Here is a 15,334-nt window from a genome sequence, read left to right on the forward strand (position 1 = left end):
GGTTGATCGCGTCTGGATGGGATCGCCCGTGTCGTCCGCGTCGCCGTCGCACAAGGGGCACCGGTACCCGGTCGAGATCATCTCGCACTGCGTGTGGCTGTACTTCCGGTTCCCGCTCAGTTTCCGCGAGGCCGAGGAGCTCATGCTGGAGCGCGGCGTCGTCGTGTCCTACGAGACCATCCGCCGCTGGTGCCTGAAGTTCGGGCAGGCCTGCGCCAACTCCCTGCGCCGCCGGCGTCCTCGCCCCGGCGACAAGTGGCACCTCGACGAGGTCTTCATCAAGATCAACGGCGAGCAGAAATACCTGTGGCGGGCCGTCGACCAGGACGGCAACGTGCTGGACATTCTGGTGCGGAACCGACGCGACAAGGCCGCGGCCAGGCGATTCTTTCGTGGCCTTCTCACAAAGACGCGCATGGTGCCGCGGGTGGTCGTCACCGACAAGCTCCGCTCCTACGGAGCCGCCCACCGCGAGGTCATGCCCTCGGTTAGCACCGCTCCCACAAAGGCCTGAACAACCGGGCCGAGAACTCCCACCAACCGACCCGGCAGCGCGAACGGGCCATGAAAGGCTTCCGCAGCACCGGCGGAGCGCAGAGATTCCTCGCCGCGTTCAGCGGGATCTCACCCCACTTCCGACCCCACCGCCACAGCCTGTCCGCTACCCACTACCGAGCCGAGATGATCATCCGCTTCGCCGTCTGGGACCACATCACCGGCATCACCGGCCTGCCCGCAACAACCTGACCCAGGCCGACACCCGGGCCTGTCACACCCCAGCACGCTGTCAGGCACTCACGCACCCAACAACGTGACAGCGCCGGCCGAAGGCCTACCGGGACGGAATCGGGGCCACGCGGGGTCCGTAGCTGGCCCCGACTGCGGTGTCCACCCATCGCATGAGCAGTGTTGAGGTGCTCGTCGCGGCATCGATGTTGTCCTACAGCGTATTCGGCGGACTTCGACGAAACGGGTAATCCACCCCCCGGCTCAGTGCTGTTCGAGTGAGTGGCCGATCTTGCCAAGTGCCAGGTCGACCGAATCCGAGGTGGCTCCGCTGCTTACGGCACTTTGGAGAAGTTGGTCTTCAGTTCGCCAAGAATGTCATCCCACAGCGGTTCGGGTATGTCGTGGGCCATTCCAGCGAACGTCACCCACCGGGACCCACGAATTGCCTTGGCGACCGCACGGCCACACGTGGGGCGCATCATCTTGTCCGCCTGGCCATGGATCACCACCGTCGGAGCGGTGATCTGCTTGTCGTAGCGCAGCAGGCTGCCGCTGCCGAGCATGGCGCTGTACTGGCGCGCCTCCCCGTCGGGGTCGTAGGAACGGTCGTAAGACTCCGTGGCATCGGCCACCATCTGGTCCTCGGAGGCTGGGTAGCCCGGGCTGCCGATGATCTTTGCGGTGCGCACAGCGTTGGCGATGACGCCGTCGCGCGAGGTGTCCTTGGACCGCGTCGTCGCCGCCCGCATCTGCTTGAGGGCCGGCAGGGGCAGCAGCGCCCGGTTGTTGCTCGTGAAGATGAGGCCCAGCGTCTTGGTGCGGTGCTGGTGCGTGGCGGCGAAGATCTGCGCGATCATCCCGCCCATCGACCCGCCGACGACGTGCGCCTTCTCGATCTGCAGGTGGTCGAGCAGCGCCGCAGCGTCGTCGGCCATGTCCTCCAGCGTATAGCCGGCTGCGTTTCGCAGCCCGACCTGGAAACGCAGCAGTCGCGGCAGTAGTTTCGCGCCCGTGTCACGGCCCTCGAGCTTGCTGGAGAGCCCGATGTCGCGGTTGTCGAAGCGGATGACGCGCAACCCCTGATTCACCAGACGCTCGCAGAAACCTTTGCGCCAGTACACCAACTGCGCGCCGAGCCCCATGATCAATAGAACGGCGGGGTCGTTCACGTCGCCCATGTCCTCGTACGCGATGTCAAGCTCGCCGGACTTGGCGATGCCGGTGCGGATGTCCATTAGGCCTCGAATTGGTAGGAATACTCGCGGCTGACCTCAACCACGAAGCTGGATAAGTGACCCATCAGTTGCGGGGCGATCGTCATCTGCCGCCGCGCAAGACTCCTTGACAACAGCGCATAGTGCTCCTCTCTGAGGATCCAGCGTGTCGCTCGGTGTACTGCTTGATGCGCCCGACGATCTGGGCGACCTCGGCGGCGGACATCTCCACGTCGGCCGCGAACTGGCCGGTGTCCATGATCGTGATCGCCGTGGCCGTCTGACACCAGCTCGCCCGTCAGGGGCGTCCCGAGCTCGCCGGTGGTTTCGACCTTCATGAACTCCTGCCTGAGGTGACTGATCTGTTCAGTGGTGAAGCTGGGTGGCCGACGCGAGCCTAGGCAGTAGCACAGGGGATCGTCAGTTGCCGGTTCCGATGGCTGGAACGCCGCGGTGCCACGGCGCCTTCGGCCGTGTGGAGTTCGTTGACGAGTCTGGTTCCAACGAATCGAACAGCAGATTGTCGCCGCGGTCACTCGACCGCACGATCGATGACGAGCGTTGGCTGTCTCGCGGATTTCATCGAGGAGGGTTCATGATCTACCTGGCACTGGACGACGAACAAGAAGCCGTCACCGAGATGACGCGCAGCCTGGGGCTCGACGTCCTGTATCCGGCATCGAAGGAGACCGAAGCGGCAGGTGCCGTGCCGCCCGCGGTGTGGAAGACGATCGTCGAGACCGGACTGACAGCGCCGGTGAGCGAGGAGTTCGGCGGCGGTGGCGTGCCGGGAGTCGTCACCCAGATGGCCGCGGTGGAAAGCCTGGCCTACGGCGATGCCGGCATAACGCTGGCGGCACTGTGGGGCGGTGCGCCGTCGCTGCTGATCTCGGAACACGGCACGCCTGCGCAGCTGTCGGCCTTGCTGGCGTCCGCTGGTGATCTTGACGTTTCCGCACGGCAGATCAACTGCCACTGAGTTGAGCGCGGTGAGCCGATCTCGGCCAGCTCCGACAAGGGGCTCAGTCGGAATCTTGTGCGCGGCTGGGACATCGTCGAACGGCGTTGAACCGGCTAGAGGCTGTTCAATGCCTCGACGAGGGGTGCGAGTTCCGGGTGGTCGGCGGCTGCCCCGAGTGCCTCCTTCAGCATACGATCGTGATGGGGGCGGGCAAGTTCGAGCAGGTATTGTCCCTCGGGCGTCAGCTCGGTGTAGATCCCCCGGCGGTCGTCCGGGCATAGAAAACGCCCCAGAAGCCCGCGCTCTTCGAGGCGGTTGACCAGTCGAGTCGTGGCGCTCGAACTCAGAGCCGTCGCGCGGGCAAGCTGCTGCATTCTCATGTGCCAGCCGTCCTGGCGACCCAGTGTATCGAGGACCGTGTACTCGACGACGGACAACTCGTGTTCGGCCTGCAACACCTTTTCCAACGCAGCTTCCAGACGGCCGTGCAGGGCCGCGAGAGTCCGCCAACCTCGAGCGCGGATCTCAACGGCGTCATCGGCGATACCCATGCAACACCTCCAGCTGCGTTAATCCCGTCACACACTACCAGCTTGCGCCGATATGGCGCGTGTGCAACTATCAGCCGTATCTAAATTAGTTGCATGCGCGCTATAAGCGCTCGCGACACTACTGAGAGGGGTCCCGTGCCCAAGGGACTAATCGCGCTGGCGATCGCGGCATTCGGCATTGGCTTGACCGAATTCGTCATCATGGGGCTCCTACCGGACATTGCCACGGAGTTCGCCGTGCCAGAAGCCGTCGCGGGGTGGCTGATCTCCGGCTACGCCCTGGCGGTCGTCGTGGGCGCACTCGTCGTGACGGCGGCGGTGACGCGCCTTCCACGCAAACCGGTTCTCATCGGGTTGATGGGGTTGTTCATCGCCGGCAACCTGCTGTCGGCGCTGGCCCCGAGCTACGCGGTTCTGATGGGCGGTCGCGTTCTGGCGGCACTGTGTCATGGAGCGTTCTTCGGTATCGGGTCGGTGTTCGCGGCCAACATGGTTCCTGCCCATCGCAAAGCCGGTGCCATTGCTCTCATGTTCACCGGGCTCACCGCGGCCAACGTTCTAGGGGTGCCGTTTGGAACGCTGCTGGGGCAGCAGTTCGGCTGGCGAGCGACGTTCTGGGCGATCACGCTCATCGGGGTGATTGCCACGGCCGGCATCGCCGTCCTGGCGCCCAACGATGATCCGCAGGCCGAGTCGACCGCTAGCCTGCGGCGCGAGATGGGGGCGTTCACCCGCCTGCAGGTGTGGTTGTCGATCGCAGTGACCATCCTCGGATTCGGCGGCGTGTTCGGTGCGTTCACCTACATCGCCTACACCCTGACCGAAGTCTCGGGCTTCGCCTCCTCGACCGTGCCGTGGCTGCTGGTGCTCTTCGGTGTTGGGGGCTTCGTCGGAAACGTCGTCGGCGGCAAGGCCGCAGACCGGTCGGTCGACCGGGCCCTGATCGTGTTCATCGCCGCTTTGACCGTGAGCCTGGTGGCGTTTGCGCTCACTGCGCACAGCCAGCCCGCCACGATCGCTGCGCTGCTGGCGATGGGAGCCGCCGGCTTCGGCAGTGTCCCTGCCCTGCAGATGCGTGTCATGACATTCGGCGATGAGGCACCAACAATGGCCTCGGCCGCCAACATCGGCGCATTCAACCTCGGCAACGCCCTCGGCGCCTGGATTGGCGGCCTGACGATCACCGCCGGCTTCGGCTACACCTCACCCATCTGGGCCGGCGCCGCACTTACCGCATCCGCCCTGCTGGTACTCGCCGGCAACCGGGCCTGTCACACCCCAGCACGCTGTCAGGCACTCACGCACCCAACAACGTGACAGTGCCGTCCGGACGGCTTGCCCCGAGCAGTCCGTGCAGCCTGAGCTATGCCCGGACTGCTGCCGCCTCCGCGGAGCGATCCCCGGTGAGAAGCGATGTTTCGGCCCAGATGACCTTGCCCTCGCGGGTGTGCCGCGTGCCCCAATGACCCGCGATCTTGGCGACCAGGAGCAGTCCGCGGCCGCCCTCGTCGAAAACACGGGCCCGGCGTAGGTGCGGAGCTGTGCTACTGGAGTCGGAGACCTCGACTATGAGAGTGGACTCGAGGATCAGTCGGAGTTGAATGGGCGGCCGTCCGTACCGGATCGCGTTCGTCACCAGCTCGCTGACGATGAGCTCGGTTGCGAACGCCATCTCGACCAGACCCCAGGAGGTCAGTTGTCCGACTGCGCACGCACGGGCCTGGGCGACGATCTCCGGGTCGGAGGGGAGGTCCAGCGTGAGGACATGATCGGCATCGAGCACCCGGGTGCGGGCGACCAGAAGTGCCACGTCGTCGGGTGACCGGACGGGCCTGAGCTCCGACAGCAGCTGGTCACAGGTGTCCTCCAGCTCCGTTGAGGCCTCTTCGAGAACGTGACGCAGCAGGTCCAGGCCGGTGTCGACGTCACGAGTGCGGCTTTCGATGAGCCCATCCGTGTACAGAGCGAGCAAGCTGCCTTCTGGGAGTTGGAATTGACTCATCTCGAAGGGAAGACCGCCCAGTCCCAGTGGCGGACCGACCCGCAGCTCCGGGAAGTGCGCCCGACGGGAGACCGCGAGACCGTCGGACACCCCCGCAGGAGTGACCACCGCGGGTACAAGGTGCCCGGCACTGGCCATGGAGCACACACGGGACACGGGGTCGTACACCGCATACAGGCATGTGGCGCTGGTCTCGTCAGTGCCCTGTTCCTCCTCCTTCTGCAGGCGAATGACGACGTCGTCGAGATGCGTGAGCAGTTCGTCCGGCATCAGATCGATGTCCGCAAGGGTACGAACGGCCGTACGCAGTCGGCCCATGGTGGCTGAGGCACGCAGACCACGGCCGACCACGTCCCCGACGACCAGGGCGACACGGCCTCCGGACAGGGGAATGACGTCGTACCAGTCGCCGCCCACCTCGGCCCGGGCCTCACAGGGAAGGTAGCGGACCGCGGTCTCGACAGCCGAGTGCTGGGGCACGTGCCTTGGCAGCAAGCTGTGCTGGAGAGTCAGTGCGGTCGAACGCTCGCGGGCGAACTGGCGCGCATTGTCGATGTGGACCGCAGCTCGGGATGCGATCTCCTGAGCGAGGAGCAGATCGTCATCATCGAAGGGCGCATGTGTCTGATGGCGAACGAACTGTGCCAGCCCCAGCGGACCGTCATGGGCCCATAGCGGCGCCAGGAGGATCGAGTGAATGCGTGATGTACCCATGTCGTTACTGTCGGCAAAGGGCCTCGCAGCCCATTCCGGCAGATCGGAGGAGGTCATGGCGTAACGCACAGGCCGGCCCTGCGCCATCGCGCGCGCCGGCTCCGATCCATCAGGCAATCGATAGACCGTCCCCACGGCAGGCGGATCCGGCCTCCCTCCGGACGCGGACTTCCGGGCAACTCGATGCAGCACAAACGCTTCGGGCTCCGGGTGGGCATGGATCTGTTCCTGCAGCGCGGAGTCAAGCAGGTCGACAGTGACCAGGTCGGCAAGCTGGTCGGCGCCCACTTCTGCCAGTTCGCGAGCCGTTCGGACGGCATCGAGAGTGCCCCCTATCCGTCTGCTCGCCTCATTGATCACGAGCAGACGCCGCTGAAGTCGGCGATCGCGCGCTTCCTGGTACACCGCGACGACCTGTTCCGATGCACGGTCCACGTAGTCGAACGTCAGCTGGACCAACTCAACGCCCGCCGCGGTGCGCAGTTCCGCGTCCCGGGTGAGACGGGCCACCTCTTCCAGGGCCGTCTGGAGAGCACCGGCATGGGCGATCCGATAGGTGCGCAGGAGCTCGCTGATCGGAATCCCGCGCTCGGCGACACGTCTGGCGAACTCAACGGCGGTCGGCGGCACGGTCGCGTCCGCGACACCGCGACCACTCTCCAGCACGTCCAACATCAGAGCGACGTGCTCGTGCACCTCCAGCGCCGCCAGAGCGGCCAAATCGTCGTACTCCCAGATGGTCGGGGTGTGGATGCGCTTGCTCTCGACCAGTTGGGCTGCCATTCGATCAGCTCGTTGGCGGAGACTCCGAGCAAGATCACAAAGAAAGGTATCGAGATTCGTCCCCATCTTGGCAATATAAGGCAAAAATTTACATTTTGCTTTATATTGCTCCTGTTTGACATCATCCCATGAGGCCGCAGCCGACCACGCCGGGCCGGGCGGGTGACGGAATCCACGGGGGTCCTACCTTTCAGACGTTACGGCGGTACTGGCCGCCGACCTCGAAGAAGGCGTCGGTGATCTGCTGGAGCGAGCAGACCCGGGCGGCGTCCATGAGGACGGCGAAGACGTTGTCGCCGCTGACCGCCGCGTCCTTGAGGGCGGTCAGGGCCGTGTGCGCCGGCTCCTGGTGGCGGGCCTGAAAGTCCTGGACGCGCTTGAGCTGGCTGCGCTTCATGTCCGCCTGCACCGTGCCGCGCACGGTGTGCCGCCACCTGGTCACGGGCCGACTTGAGGACGGACTCGTCCCTGGCGGCAAAGGCGACACGGACTCCTTCAGCGGCAAGCGCCTGGGCTGCCGCCAAGCCGATTCCACGACTCCCTCCTGTGACGATCGCCCGCCTGCCGCCGAGCTGAAGGTCCATCATTCTTCCTTTCGTCGTCGTGAGGCCGGGCTCACAGGCCCAGGAAATCAAGCTCGTTCGTCCGAGGACGCGGTCCGCCTGCGACTCGCCGAGGACATGCTGGTCGGCCGCTGCGGCGACGGTAGCGACTACGCCGGGCCGTAGATTTCCGTGCCCACCACCTTCCGGCCTCCCTGCGTCCGGCGGCCGGATGACCGTGCCCGGCCGGACGACCAGGCATGCCCTTATCCTGTGCACCGCCACGTACCCCGCCAACGAACGGTTCCGGGCAGTAGAACTCACCATCGGCGTAGGAGCTGCTGACAGGTAGACCGGAGTTCGAGGCCGCACCGCGGCCGATACGACGGAGGTGTCCTACGCCTCCCCGTATGGATCTTCGGGAGGAACGACCATGGCTGAGGTGCTTGGTCTCGGCATCACGCACTATCCGATGTTGGCGGGTGCCGACACGCATATGGCGAATCTGCTCAAGAGCACCCTGAAGGATCCCGACATCCCCGCCGACCGGAAGGACGTCCGCAACTGGCCCGAGCTCGCGCAGCGTGAATGGGGAGACGACCAGGGTGTCGCCGCTGCCGCCGCCCACCGGGCCCGGTTGCTCAGCGGTCTGACCCGCTGCCGTGAGGCACTCGACGAGTTCCGTCCGGATGTCGTCGTGGTCTGGGGCGACGACCAGTACGAGAACTTCCGCGAGGAAGTCATCCCCTCATTCTGCGTGTTGGCCTACGACGACACCGAGGTCGAGGCATTCGCCGTACTGGACATGATCAAGGTGCCGAACGCCTGGGGCCTGCCCAACGACACCACCTACCGTATGCGTGGCCTGCCGGCCTTCGCCAAGCAGCTCGCGACGGACGTGCTCACCTCAGGGGTGGACGTCGCCTATTCCTACGAGCATCGCAAGGGCGTCCATTTCCCGCACGCGTTCGCCAACACGCAGATCTTCCTCGACTACGAGCACGTGGGAAAGGAATTCCCGTATCCGATCGTGCCCATCGCGGTGAACTGTTACGGCGAGCACGTCATCGCCCGGCAGGGCGGCATGGCCAAGTTCGCCGACATCAAGGCCGGTGAGCAGCTCGACCCGCCGGGTCCGTCGCCGGTGCGCTGCTTCGAGCTGGGCCGGGCGGTGGCGCGTTCGGTGGCGGCCGGCGACAAGCGTGTGGCGCTGGTCGCGTCGGCGAGCTGGTCCCATGCCTTCCTCAACGACAAGGACTGGCACCTGCGCCCGGACTCCGACGCCGATATCAGGCTCTACGACGCCCTCGTCGCGGGTGACTACGACACCTGGCAGAAGGTGACCACGCGAGAGGTGGTCGACGCCGGCCAGCACGAGATGCTCAACTGGTTCTGTCTGCTGGGTGCGATGTCGGAACTCGGTCTCGAACTGCAGTGGAGCGACTTCGTCCAGACGGAGATCCTCAACTCCAACAAGGTCTTCGCGCTGTACCAGTGACGACGTTCTCGCGCGACGTGTGGCCGCCACCGCGGGTCATGCGTCGCGCGGGAACCAGCGGGCGTGTTCCGGCAACTGCTGCTTGAGCTCCTTGGCCAGTTGTGCGGTGGTGTCCCGAAGCACGGTCCCGGTCTTGGGGTCGAGCTCCACGTCGGACGGATAGGCCACGGAGAGCGCACCCACGGCAAAGCCCCGCACCACGATCGGCGCGGCGACACAGGCCAGGCCCAGCCTGGCCTCCTCGCGTTCACGAGCCAGTTCGCCCTGGCGGATGCGCCGCAGCTCGGGGATCAGCTTGTCGACGTCTGTGATGGTGTGCGGTGTCAGGCCGGGGAGAGGGCTGGGCAGGAAGTGCTTCAGGTCTTCCAGGTTCTCGTGCGCCAGCATGGCCTTGCCCACGGCAGTGCAGCTGGCCGGCAACCGTACACCGACACCGTCCGGGTCGGACGATTTGCTGTTGCGCGCCACCTTTTCCAGGTACACGACATCGAACTGGCGCAGGACCCCCAGTTGCACGGTGTGTCCCGTCCATCGGTGAAGCCTGGCCATGTGCGGCATGGCCGCATCCCGCATGACGCCCGCCGGAGTGGTGCTGCCCAACTGGAACAGCTCGATCCCGATCCGGTACCCGGCGCGGTGGTGCTCGATCGCGCCCAGTTCGATCAACCGGGCCAGCAGCCGGTGCACGGTGGACTTGGGCAGCCCCGAGGCACGGGAGAGCTCCGTCAGGGTCATCACGCGTTCATGACTGTTGAACGCCCGCAGCACGTCGAAAGCCTTGGAGAGGATCGACGGCGGATTCTCGGCGATCAGCATCAGCCCTCCGTTCGGCCTGGCACATACGACGGACCGCACACCCAGGTTTCGTCCGCATCTCAGCAGTATGAAACCCCCACCCAGGCCGTGCGGTCCAGGTTCCAGCCACTGGAACACTCCATGTCATCCCTGGTCACCGGTCCGTAGCGTAAGTAGACGGCTTGCTCTGCGCTCGCGCAGCCGATGAGGCGGAAAGGAGAAGCCGCTATGCAGGACGCACAGGTCGTCGTCGCAGGAGCCGGCCCCGTGGGGCTGCTCACCGCCCTGGGACTGGCCAGGGCAGGCCTGGACGTCACGGTGCTCGAAGCAGCGTCCGGGATCGAGCCGCGACCGTACGACATGGTCTACCACTGGGCGGTTCTGCCCGGGCTGGAGGACCTCGGCCTCCTGGAGGAGCTCTGCCAGGCCGGCGTCGTGGCACACACCAGATCCTTCGTCGTTCCGAGCACCGGTGAGCGGTTGGTCCTCGACCTGCGGTCCCTCACGGACGAGGTCGAGCATCCTTTCGAGTTGCTCGTCCCGTCCCATGTGCTGGCCAGGATCGTGGTCGACCGGCTGGCCCGCCACCCCCGGGTCAGGTTCGAATGGGGCACACGCCTGACCGACGTGTGGCAAGACTCGCACGGCGTAACTGTGACGGCAGATACCCCGCACGGCGTCTCCACCCTGCGGGCAGCGTGGCTGGTCGGTGCCGACGGGGCGCACAGCCAGGTCCGGCGGTCGCTGGGCATGGGCTTCCCCGGCGTGACCTGGCCCAAGCGGTTCGTGGCCGCCGATATCCGGTTCGACCTCGCCGGGCTCGGGATGTCTCCCTCCTCTTGGCAGCTCGATCTCGACAACGGCGCGCTGATCGGTCTGGCCGACGACACGGGCCTGTGGCGGTACACCTTCGCGGAGAGCCGGCTGCTGCCGGAGGAGACGATCGCCGACCGCATGTCCGCCGTGTTCAAGGCCGTGCTGCCGCACGGGGCCGACCCGCTGCTGGAGAGCTGGGCGGCCTCCCGGGTCCATGAGCGTGCGGCCGAGAGCTTCCGGTCGGGACGGGTCGTACTCGCCGGAGACGCCGCCCACGTCACCAACCCGAGCCGTGGCTTCGGCCTGGCCTGCGGGGTCTTCGAGGCCCTCGCACTCGCCCGGCTGCTGGCCTCCGTGGTGCACGGCGACGCGGAACACACGGTTCTCGACCAGTACGCGGAGGACCGCCGCAAGGTCTTCGAGGAGTCCGTGTCCCCGCTGTCGGCGCAGGCCATGCGTCTGCTGTTCCTCACCGAGAGCCCGGAGCAGTTCGCCGAGGGAGTCGAGCACTGCCGCCGTATGGCCGCCGATCCGCACCTGCTCCGCGGCCACCTCCTCGAGAGCCTGGAACTGCGCGGCACGTTGTTTCTTCCATGAGACGTTTGTGCCGTGAGACCGGCAGTGAGGCCCACAGCGTTGCGCTGTGGGCCTCACCGTCGCTGAGCCGGCTCGCGCTCAGCCGACGACGAACACCTTGCCGTCGTCGATCTCTGTCGCGTACGTCCGGAGCGCCACGGTGGCGGGGAAGCAGAGTGCCTCGCCCGTGCGGATGTCGAACCGCGCCATGTGCAGCGGGCAGGTCACCTCGCAACCCTCCAGGTCGCTGTCGGACCCGAGCGACCACTTCTCGTGGGTGCAGGTGTCGGCCGTCGCGTAGAACTCGCCTCCCTCCGTGCGGTACAGGGCGATCGGCGGGTCCCCGGGCACGGTGATGGCCGTGCCCGGCGCAACGTCCTCGGCCAGGCAGGCGAAGCGGCGTTCGGTGGTCATGGCCCAAGCCGTCCTTCCTGACCCGAGCCGGAGAGCCAGGGCCAGTACTTGGCCGTGGCTCCGCCATCGACGGTGATGTTGCTTCCGGTGATCATCGAGGACTCGTCCGAGGCGAGGAACACCACTGCGGGGACGTAGTCCTGGGGAGTGGGCAGCCGGCCCATCGGGAAAAGACCCTGAAAATTCATCGGGTACTCGCTGGGCCCGGCCATCAGTCCCACGAGCTCACGGGCCCGCTCAGGGTCGTCGGGAAGGGTCACGGTGGGAGTGAAGCCGTTGACCCGGATGCCGTGCCTGGCCAGTTCCATGGCGGCGGAGCGGGTGAAGTTGATCAGCCCGCTCTTGCCGGTGGAGTAGCCGATGTTGCCCGGTTCACCCTGCCAGGCCGCCGTGGACAGGATGTTGATCACGCTACCGTGAGTGCCGGCGTCAATCATGTGCATGGCGACTTCGCGGGTGAAGAGGAAGGATCCGCCAAGGATCACGTCGAGCTGCCGACGGTAGTCCTCGACGGTCATCGTCAGCAGCCCGCGCTTGTGGAACCACACGGCGCTGTTGACCAGGATGTCCACGCGCCCCCAACGGGCCACCGCCTGCTCCACGACCTCCGGGGCGTGCGCCGGGTCGGTGACGTCGCCGATGGCGGCGATCGCCTCGCCGCCCGCCGCCTCGATGGCCGCGACGGACGGCTTGACCGACTCCTCGTCGAGCCCGGTGCACACCACCCGGGCGCCCTCGGCGGCGAGTCCCGCCGCTATGGCACCGCCGATGAGCGGGCCGGTACCGGTCACGATCGCGACCTTGTCCTGCAGGCGGTTCACAGGATCACGCTCACCTTGCCGTGCGGGTGCAGCGCGTCGAGGTCGAGTACGGACTTGCGGAGCTCGTAGCGGAAAGATCCGTCCTCGTCCTGAAGCAGGATGTGCCGGTACTGGCCGACATACGTGTCGACCGTGCCCGAACGCACCCGGTACACCGCGAAGTTGGCAGTGACGGTCAGCCGTCCGTCGGTGGCGTCGGTGACCCGCACATTGGTGATCAGGTGCCGGGTACGGGAGTGCGGGTACTCGGCGTGTGCGGCGCGGGTGAGCAGCGAGTTCACCCGCTGCTCCAGCAGGAAGCGGTCGTCCTGGATGAGGAAGAGATCCCGCGCGGGGTCGCCGTCCGGCTTGTCGGTGGACGGAACCTGGTACTGCCCGTGCGGGGCGAACAGCTCCAGCCACTCGTGCAGCCGCCATGTGTCGAGCAGCTCGGCCTCCTCGTAGAGGTAGCGTTCCACCGAGCGGACCAGGCTGTCGGGGACATGCGCCGGTGCGATCGGCGGGGTGGGGGCTTGGGTGGCCATTGCGACTCCTTGTTACGTGTCTGCGCTCGGTTCAGCCGACCAGTCGGCCCATGAGTGAGCGGCCGGCGATGATGCGCTGGATCTGGCCCGACCCCTCGAAGATGTCCATGATCTTCATGTCCCGGTACCACTTCTCCAGGAGCAGTTCCTTGCTCCAGCCCTCGGGCCCCAGGAGCTGGATGCAGCGCCGGACCACGCGCTCGCAGGACTGCGGCGCGTAGCCCTTGGCAGCGGCGGCGGCCGCGGTGTCGCTGCGGTCCTTGCCGATGTCGACGAGATACTGGGCGCGCAGGACGAGTCGGCGGCCCCGCTCCAGCGTGTGCTCCATGTTCTCCAGCTCGGTCTCGATCTGGGACCACCGCTGCGGAGTGAACCCCGCCTTCTGCCCGACCAGGAGGCCCTTGGTGACATCCAGCGACGCCTGGGCCAGGGCGATGGCCATGGAGGAGATGCGAGGACGGTTGTGGACCAGAGCGGCGAACGCACCGCTGCGGCCGCTGGCCCTGGTCTCCGCTTCGCCCTCGGCCGTCCAGCCGAGCCGGTTCTCCAGCGGGACCACACAGTTGTCGAAGAACAGTTCGGACGTCACCCAGCTGCGGATGCCCAGCTTGCTCTCGCTGACCTTGGGAACGGTGAAGCCCGGCGTTCCCTTGGGCACCACGAAGGAGCTGATGCCCTTGGCGCCCAGCGACTTGTCGACCGTGGCGAACACGGTGACGTACTCACCGGTGGCTCCGTTGGTGCAGAAGATCTTGGTGCCGTTGATCACCCAGGTGTCGTCCTCGCGGGTCGCGGTGGTGGACACCAGGGAGGTGTCCGAACCGAAGCCCGGCTCGGTGAGTGCGAAGCCCGTCGGGGCGCCCCCCTCCACGATGGGGTCGTACCACTTGGCGACCTGCTCGGGCGTGCCCATGGCTTCCACGACCAGTTCGCCGATGCCGCCGCCCAGCACGGGCGGCACCCACACGTCGCCGTAGACGAGCGCTTCCGTGATCACCGCCTTGGACACATAGCCGCCCTCCTCGAAGTCCGGTACGGAACCCTCTTCGGGCTTGTCGGCGCGGCCGAGCGGGACCGGGCTGGTGTCGAGGATCTCGGCCCAGTTCGCCGGCGGGGCGTGCCGGTCGTCGGCCTCTCGCGCGTATGGCCGGCACTCGGCGACCGACCATTCACGTACCGTATTGGCGTAGTCGGCCAGTTCCTTGCTGATCTCGAAGGGCAGGCTCATGACTCCTCGTTCTCTGTGATCGGGTCTGTGGGGCGCTCAGAGCGCGGGGGTGAAGGCCGACCGCAGCGGGTCGAAGTCGATGGCGGAGAGCGCTGCCGCGCTCCGGTACCACTGCTCGACCGGGTGCTCGTCGATGAAGCCATGGCCGCCGAGTGTCTGTACGGCGGTCCGCGTCGCCTCTGCGGCCACCTCACTGGCGTAGTTCACGGCTCGGGTAACGGCGGGTGCGGCCTCGGTGTACCGCTCCGCGTCGACCAGGACAGCCGCCTCGAACACCTCAGCGCGCACTTCGTAGATCCGCATCAGCGCTTCGGCCAGCGGGAAGGAGACGCCCTGGAATCCGGCGATCGGCTTTCCAAAGGCGACACGCTCGGTGGCGTAGGCCGACGCGTACTCCACCGCGCGCGTCGCGGTGCCCACCTGAGCCGCGGCCAGGGCCAGACGCAGGCGGTGCACGGTTCCGGCGAGTTCTTCGCCGTCGATCGCCGCGGCGGCCGCCAAGGTCACGTCGAACGACACGGTGGCCAGGGCGGCGGCATCCAGCGCGAGGCCGGGTGTCGTTCCCCGCACGCTGACTCCGGCGGCCGAGACGGGCACGAGCGAGGCGCGCAGCGCCCCGGTGTCCGCGTCGCGGCCCACCACGATCAGGGGGTCGGCCGTCTCGGCGAACGCTACGGCGACCTTGCGGCCCTTGACGCGCACGGTTCCGTCGGGCGCGGTGCTGATGGTGGTGGTGAAGTCCTCGGGGCCCCGCCCGTATCCCTCGTAGAGGGCGACGGCGCCGCGGGCCTTGGGGTCCTCGCTCAGGCGGGCAAGGCCGGCGGTCTGCTCCGGCGAACCGTGACGGGACAGCAGCAGCGCGGGAGCGCCACCCCACAAGGCCGCCATCGTGAGACCGGGATCGCCGTACGCCAGGTTCTCGATGGCGATCATCTGCGTCACGGTGTCCGGAATCCCCCCGCCGCCGAGTTCCTCCGACAGCGGCATGGTCAGACCGGTGTCCACCAGGGTCCGCCACACGTCGTCCGGTACGGCTCGTTCCTCCTCCGCCGTCCGCGCTGCGGGGGCCAGAACGTCGAGTCCGATGGCGCGGGTGAGTTCGGCGACGGCGAGATGCTCTTCAGTGGGCTGCAGATCCATGATCGACTCTCTGCTTTCGGTTGGAG

13 protein-coding genes and 3 pseudogenes are annotated in these 15,334 nt (G+C 66.8%); 5 read left to right on the forward strand and 11 right to left on the reverse strand.

Annotated elements, in window-relative coordinates:
• The first annotated feature begins 16 nt into the window (after window positions 1-16).
• Window positions 17-747 (forward strand): annotated as a pseudogene (locus OHA64_RS48680) (IS6 family transposase).
• Between the two features lie 314 nt (window positions 748-1,061).
• Here the strand turns inward: OHA64_RS48680 and OHA64_RS48685 are convergent.
• Entirely contained in the window at window positions 1,062-1,964 is a 903-nt protein-coding gene (locus OHA64_RS48685; RefSeq protein ID WP_405606385.1) for an alpha/beta fold hydrolase, read from the reverse strand.
• Window positions 1,965-2,538: 574 nt separating this feature from the next.
• Between OHA64_RS48685 and OHA64_RS48690 the strand changes: the two genes are divergently transcribed.
• Window positions 2,539-2,922, forward strand: a complete 384-nt coding sequence (locus OHA64_RS48690) for an acyl-CoA dehydrogenase family protein (RefSeq protein ID WP_405606383.1) — start codon at window positions 2,539-2,541, stop codon at window positions 2,920-2,922.
• Between the two features lie 95 nt (window positions 2,923-3,017).
• Here the strand turns inward: OHA64_RS48690 and OHA64_RS48695 are convergent, their stop codons facing one another.
• Window positions 3,018-3,455 (reverse strand): MarR family winged helix-turn-helix transcriptional regulator, encoded by a 438-nt coding sequence (locus OHA64_RS48695; RefSeq protein ID WP_405606381.1) that lies wholly within the window; start codon window positions 3,453-3,455, stop codon window positions 3,018-3,020.
• A gap of 135 nt (window positions 3,456-3,590) precedes the next feature.
• Between OHA64_RS48695 and OHA64_RS48700 the strand changes: the two genes are divergently transcribed.
• On the forward strand, window positions 3,591-4,772 hold the full coding sequence (locus OHA64_RS48700) for an MFS transporter (RefSeq protein ID WP_405606379.1): 1,182 nt from the start codon (window positions 3,591-3,593) through the stop codon (window positions 4,770-4,772).
• Window positions 4,773-4,818: 46 nt separating this feature from the next.
• On the opposite strand, the gene OHA64_RS48705 is transcribed toward OHA64_RS48700, so the two are convergent.
• The 3 genes and pseudogenes from OHA64_RS48705 to OHA64_RS48715 form a co-directional block, all read right to left on the reverse strand.
• Window positions 4,819-7,020 carry a SpoIIE family protein phosphatase gene (locus OHA64_RS48705; RefSeq protein ID WP_405606377.1) on the reverse strand — a complete coding sequence of 734 codons (2,202 nt, stop codon included), beginning with the start codon at window positions 7,018-7,020 and terminating at the stop codon, window positions 4,819-4,821.
• A gap of 124 nt (window positions 7,021-7,144) precedes the next feature.
• A pseudogene (locus tag OHA64_RS48710) lies at window positions 7,145-7,348 on the reverse strand (hypothetical protein); the annotation flags it as partial.
• A gap of 88 nt (window positions 7,349-7,436) precedes the next feature.
• Window positions 7,437-7,823 (reverse strand): annotated as a pseudogene (locus OHA64_RS48715) (hypothetical protein); the annotation flags it as partial.
• A 106-nt stretch (window positions 7,824-7,929) separates the two neighbouring features.
• Between OHA64_RS48715 and OHA64_RS48720 the strand changes: the two are divergent.
• Window positions 7,930-8,994, forward strand: coding sequence for an extradiol ring-cleavage dioxygenase (locus OHA64_RS48720; RefSeq protein ID WP_328643411.1), 1,065 nt, complete (start codon window positions 7,930-7,932; stop codon window positions 8,992-8,994).
• Window positions 8,995-9,030: 36 nt separating this feature from the next.
• Here the strand turns inward: OHA64_RS48720 and OHA64_RS48725 are convergent, their stop codons facing one another.
• Window positions 9,031-9,810 (reverse strand): IclR family transcriptional regulator, encoded by a 780-nt coding sequence (locus tag OHA64_RS48725; protein WP_405606375.1) that lies wholly within the window; start codon window positions 9,808-9,810, stop codon window positions 9,031-9,033.
• 207 nt (window positions 9,811-10,017) lie between these two features.
• On the opposite strand from OHA64_RS48725, the gene OHA64_RS48730 reads away from it, so the two are divergent.
• On the forward strand, window positions 10,018-11,202 hold the full coding sequence (locus tag OHA64_RS48730; protein WP_405606373.1) for an FAD-dependent oxidoreductase: 1,185 nt from the start codon (window positions 10,018-10,020) through the stop codon (window positions 11,200-11,202).
• 78 nt (window positions 11,203-11,280) lie between these two features.
• Here the strand turns inward: OHA64_RS48730 and OHA64_RS48735 are convergent, their stop codons facing one another.
• Genes OHA64_RS48735 through OHA64_RS48755 form a run of 5 tightly spaced genes read right to left on the reverse strand, consistent with a single transcriptional unit; the run spans window position 11,281 to window position 15,308 of the window.
• A complete protein-coding gene (locus tag OHA64_RS48735; protein WP_405606371.1) occupies window positions 11,281-11,595 on the reverse strand; it encodes a non-heme iron oxygenase ferredoxin subunit in 315 nt (104 codons plus the stop codon).
• Window positions 11,592-12,416, reverse strand: coding sequence for an SDR family NAD(P)-dependent oxidoreductase (locus OHA64_RS48740; RefSeq protein ID WP_165340141.1), 825 nt, complete (start codon window positions 12,414-12,416; stop codon window positions 11,592-11,594). Before OHA64_RS48740 ends, OHA64_RS48735 begins: the two co-directional genes overlap by 4 nt.
• Window positions 12,413-12,940 carry an aromatic-ring-hydroxylating dioxygenase subunit beta gene (locus tag OHA64_RS48745; protein WP_328643415.1) on the reverse strand — a complete coding sequence of 176 codons (528 nt, stop codon included), beginning with the start codon at window positions 12,938-12,940 and terminating at the stop codon, window positions 12,413-12,415. The genes OHA64_RS48740 and OHA64_RS48745 overlap by 4 nt, the downstream gene beginning before the upstream one ends.
• A gap of 31 nt (window positions 12,941-12,971) precedes the next feature.
• Window positions 12,972-14,168: an acyl-CoA dehydrogenase family protein gene (locus OHA64_RS48750; protein ID WP_405606368.1), complete on the reverse strand. Its 1,197-nt coding sequence runs from the start codon at window positions 14,166-14,168 to the stop codon at window positions 12,972-12,974.
• A gap of 36 nt (window positions 14,169-14,204) precedes the next feature.
• Window positions 14,205-15,308: an acyl-CoA dehydrogenase family protein gene (locus OHA64_RS48755; protein WP_206341633.1), complete on the reverse strand. Its 1,104-nt coding sequence runs from the start codon at window positions 15,306-15,308 to the stop codon at window positions 14,205-14,207.
• Between the last annotated feature and the right edge of the window lie 26 nt (window positions 15,309-15,334).

Source organism: Streptomyces sp. NBC_00076 (assembly GCF_045041235.1).
Lineage (GTDB): Bacteria > Actinomycetota > Actinomycetes > Streptomycetales > Streptomycetaceae > Streptomyces.

What these genes read in the sequence shown, in the direction of transcription:
- OHA64_RS48685 (WP_405606385.1), bottom strand. Translation starts at nt 1,964, where the DNA reads ATGGACATCCGCACCGGCATCGCCAAGTCCGGCGAGCTTGACATCGCG.
- OHA64_RS48720 (WP_328643411.1), top strand. Translation starts at nt 7,930, where the DNA reads ATGGCTGAGGTGCTTGGTCTCGGCATCACGCACTATCCGATGTTGGCG.
- OHA64_RS48730 (WP_405606373.1), top strand. Translation starts at nt 10,018, where the DNA reads ATGCAGGACGCACAGGTCGTCGTCGCAGGAGCCGGCCCCGTGGGGCTG.
- OHA64_RS48690 (WP_405606383.1), top strand. Translation starts at nt 2,539, where the DNA reads ATGATCTACCTGGCACTGGACGACGAACAAGAAGCCGTCACCGAGATG.
- OHA64_RS48755 (WP_206341633.1), bottom strand. Translation starts at nt 15,308, where the DNA reads ATGGATCTGCAGCCCACTGAAGAGCATCTCGCCGTCGCCGAACTCACC.
- OHA64_RS48735 (WP_405606371.1), bottom strand. Translation starts at nt 11,595, where the DNA reads ATGACCACCGAACGCCGCTTCGCCTGCCTGGCCGAGGACGTTGCGCCG.
- OHA64_RS48745 (WP_328643415.1), bottom strand. Translation starts at nt 12,940, where the DNA reads ATGGCCACCCAAGCCCCCACCCCGCCGATCGCACCGGCGCATGTCCCC.
- OHA64_RS48725 (WP_405606375.1), bottom strand. Translation starts at nt 9,810, where the DNA reads ATGCTGATCGCCGAGAATCCGCCGTCGATCCTCTCCAAGGCTTTCGAC.
- OHA64_RS48750 (WP_405606368.1), bottom strand. Translation starts at nt 14,168, where the DNA reads ATGAGCCTGCCCTTCGAGATCAGCAAGGAACTGGCCGACTACGCCAAT.
- OHA64_RS48695 (WP_405606381.1), bottom strand. Translation starts at nt 3,455, where the DNA reads ATGGGTATCGCCGATGACGCCGTTGAGATCCGCGCTCGAGGTTGGCGG.
- OHA64_RS48705 (WP_405606377.1), bottom strand. Translation starts at nt 7,020, where the DNA reads ATGGGGACGAATCTCGATACCTTTCTTTGTGATCTTGCTCGGAGTCTC.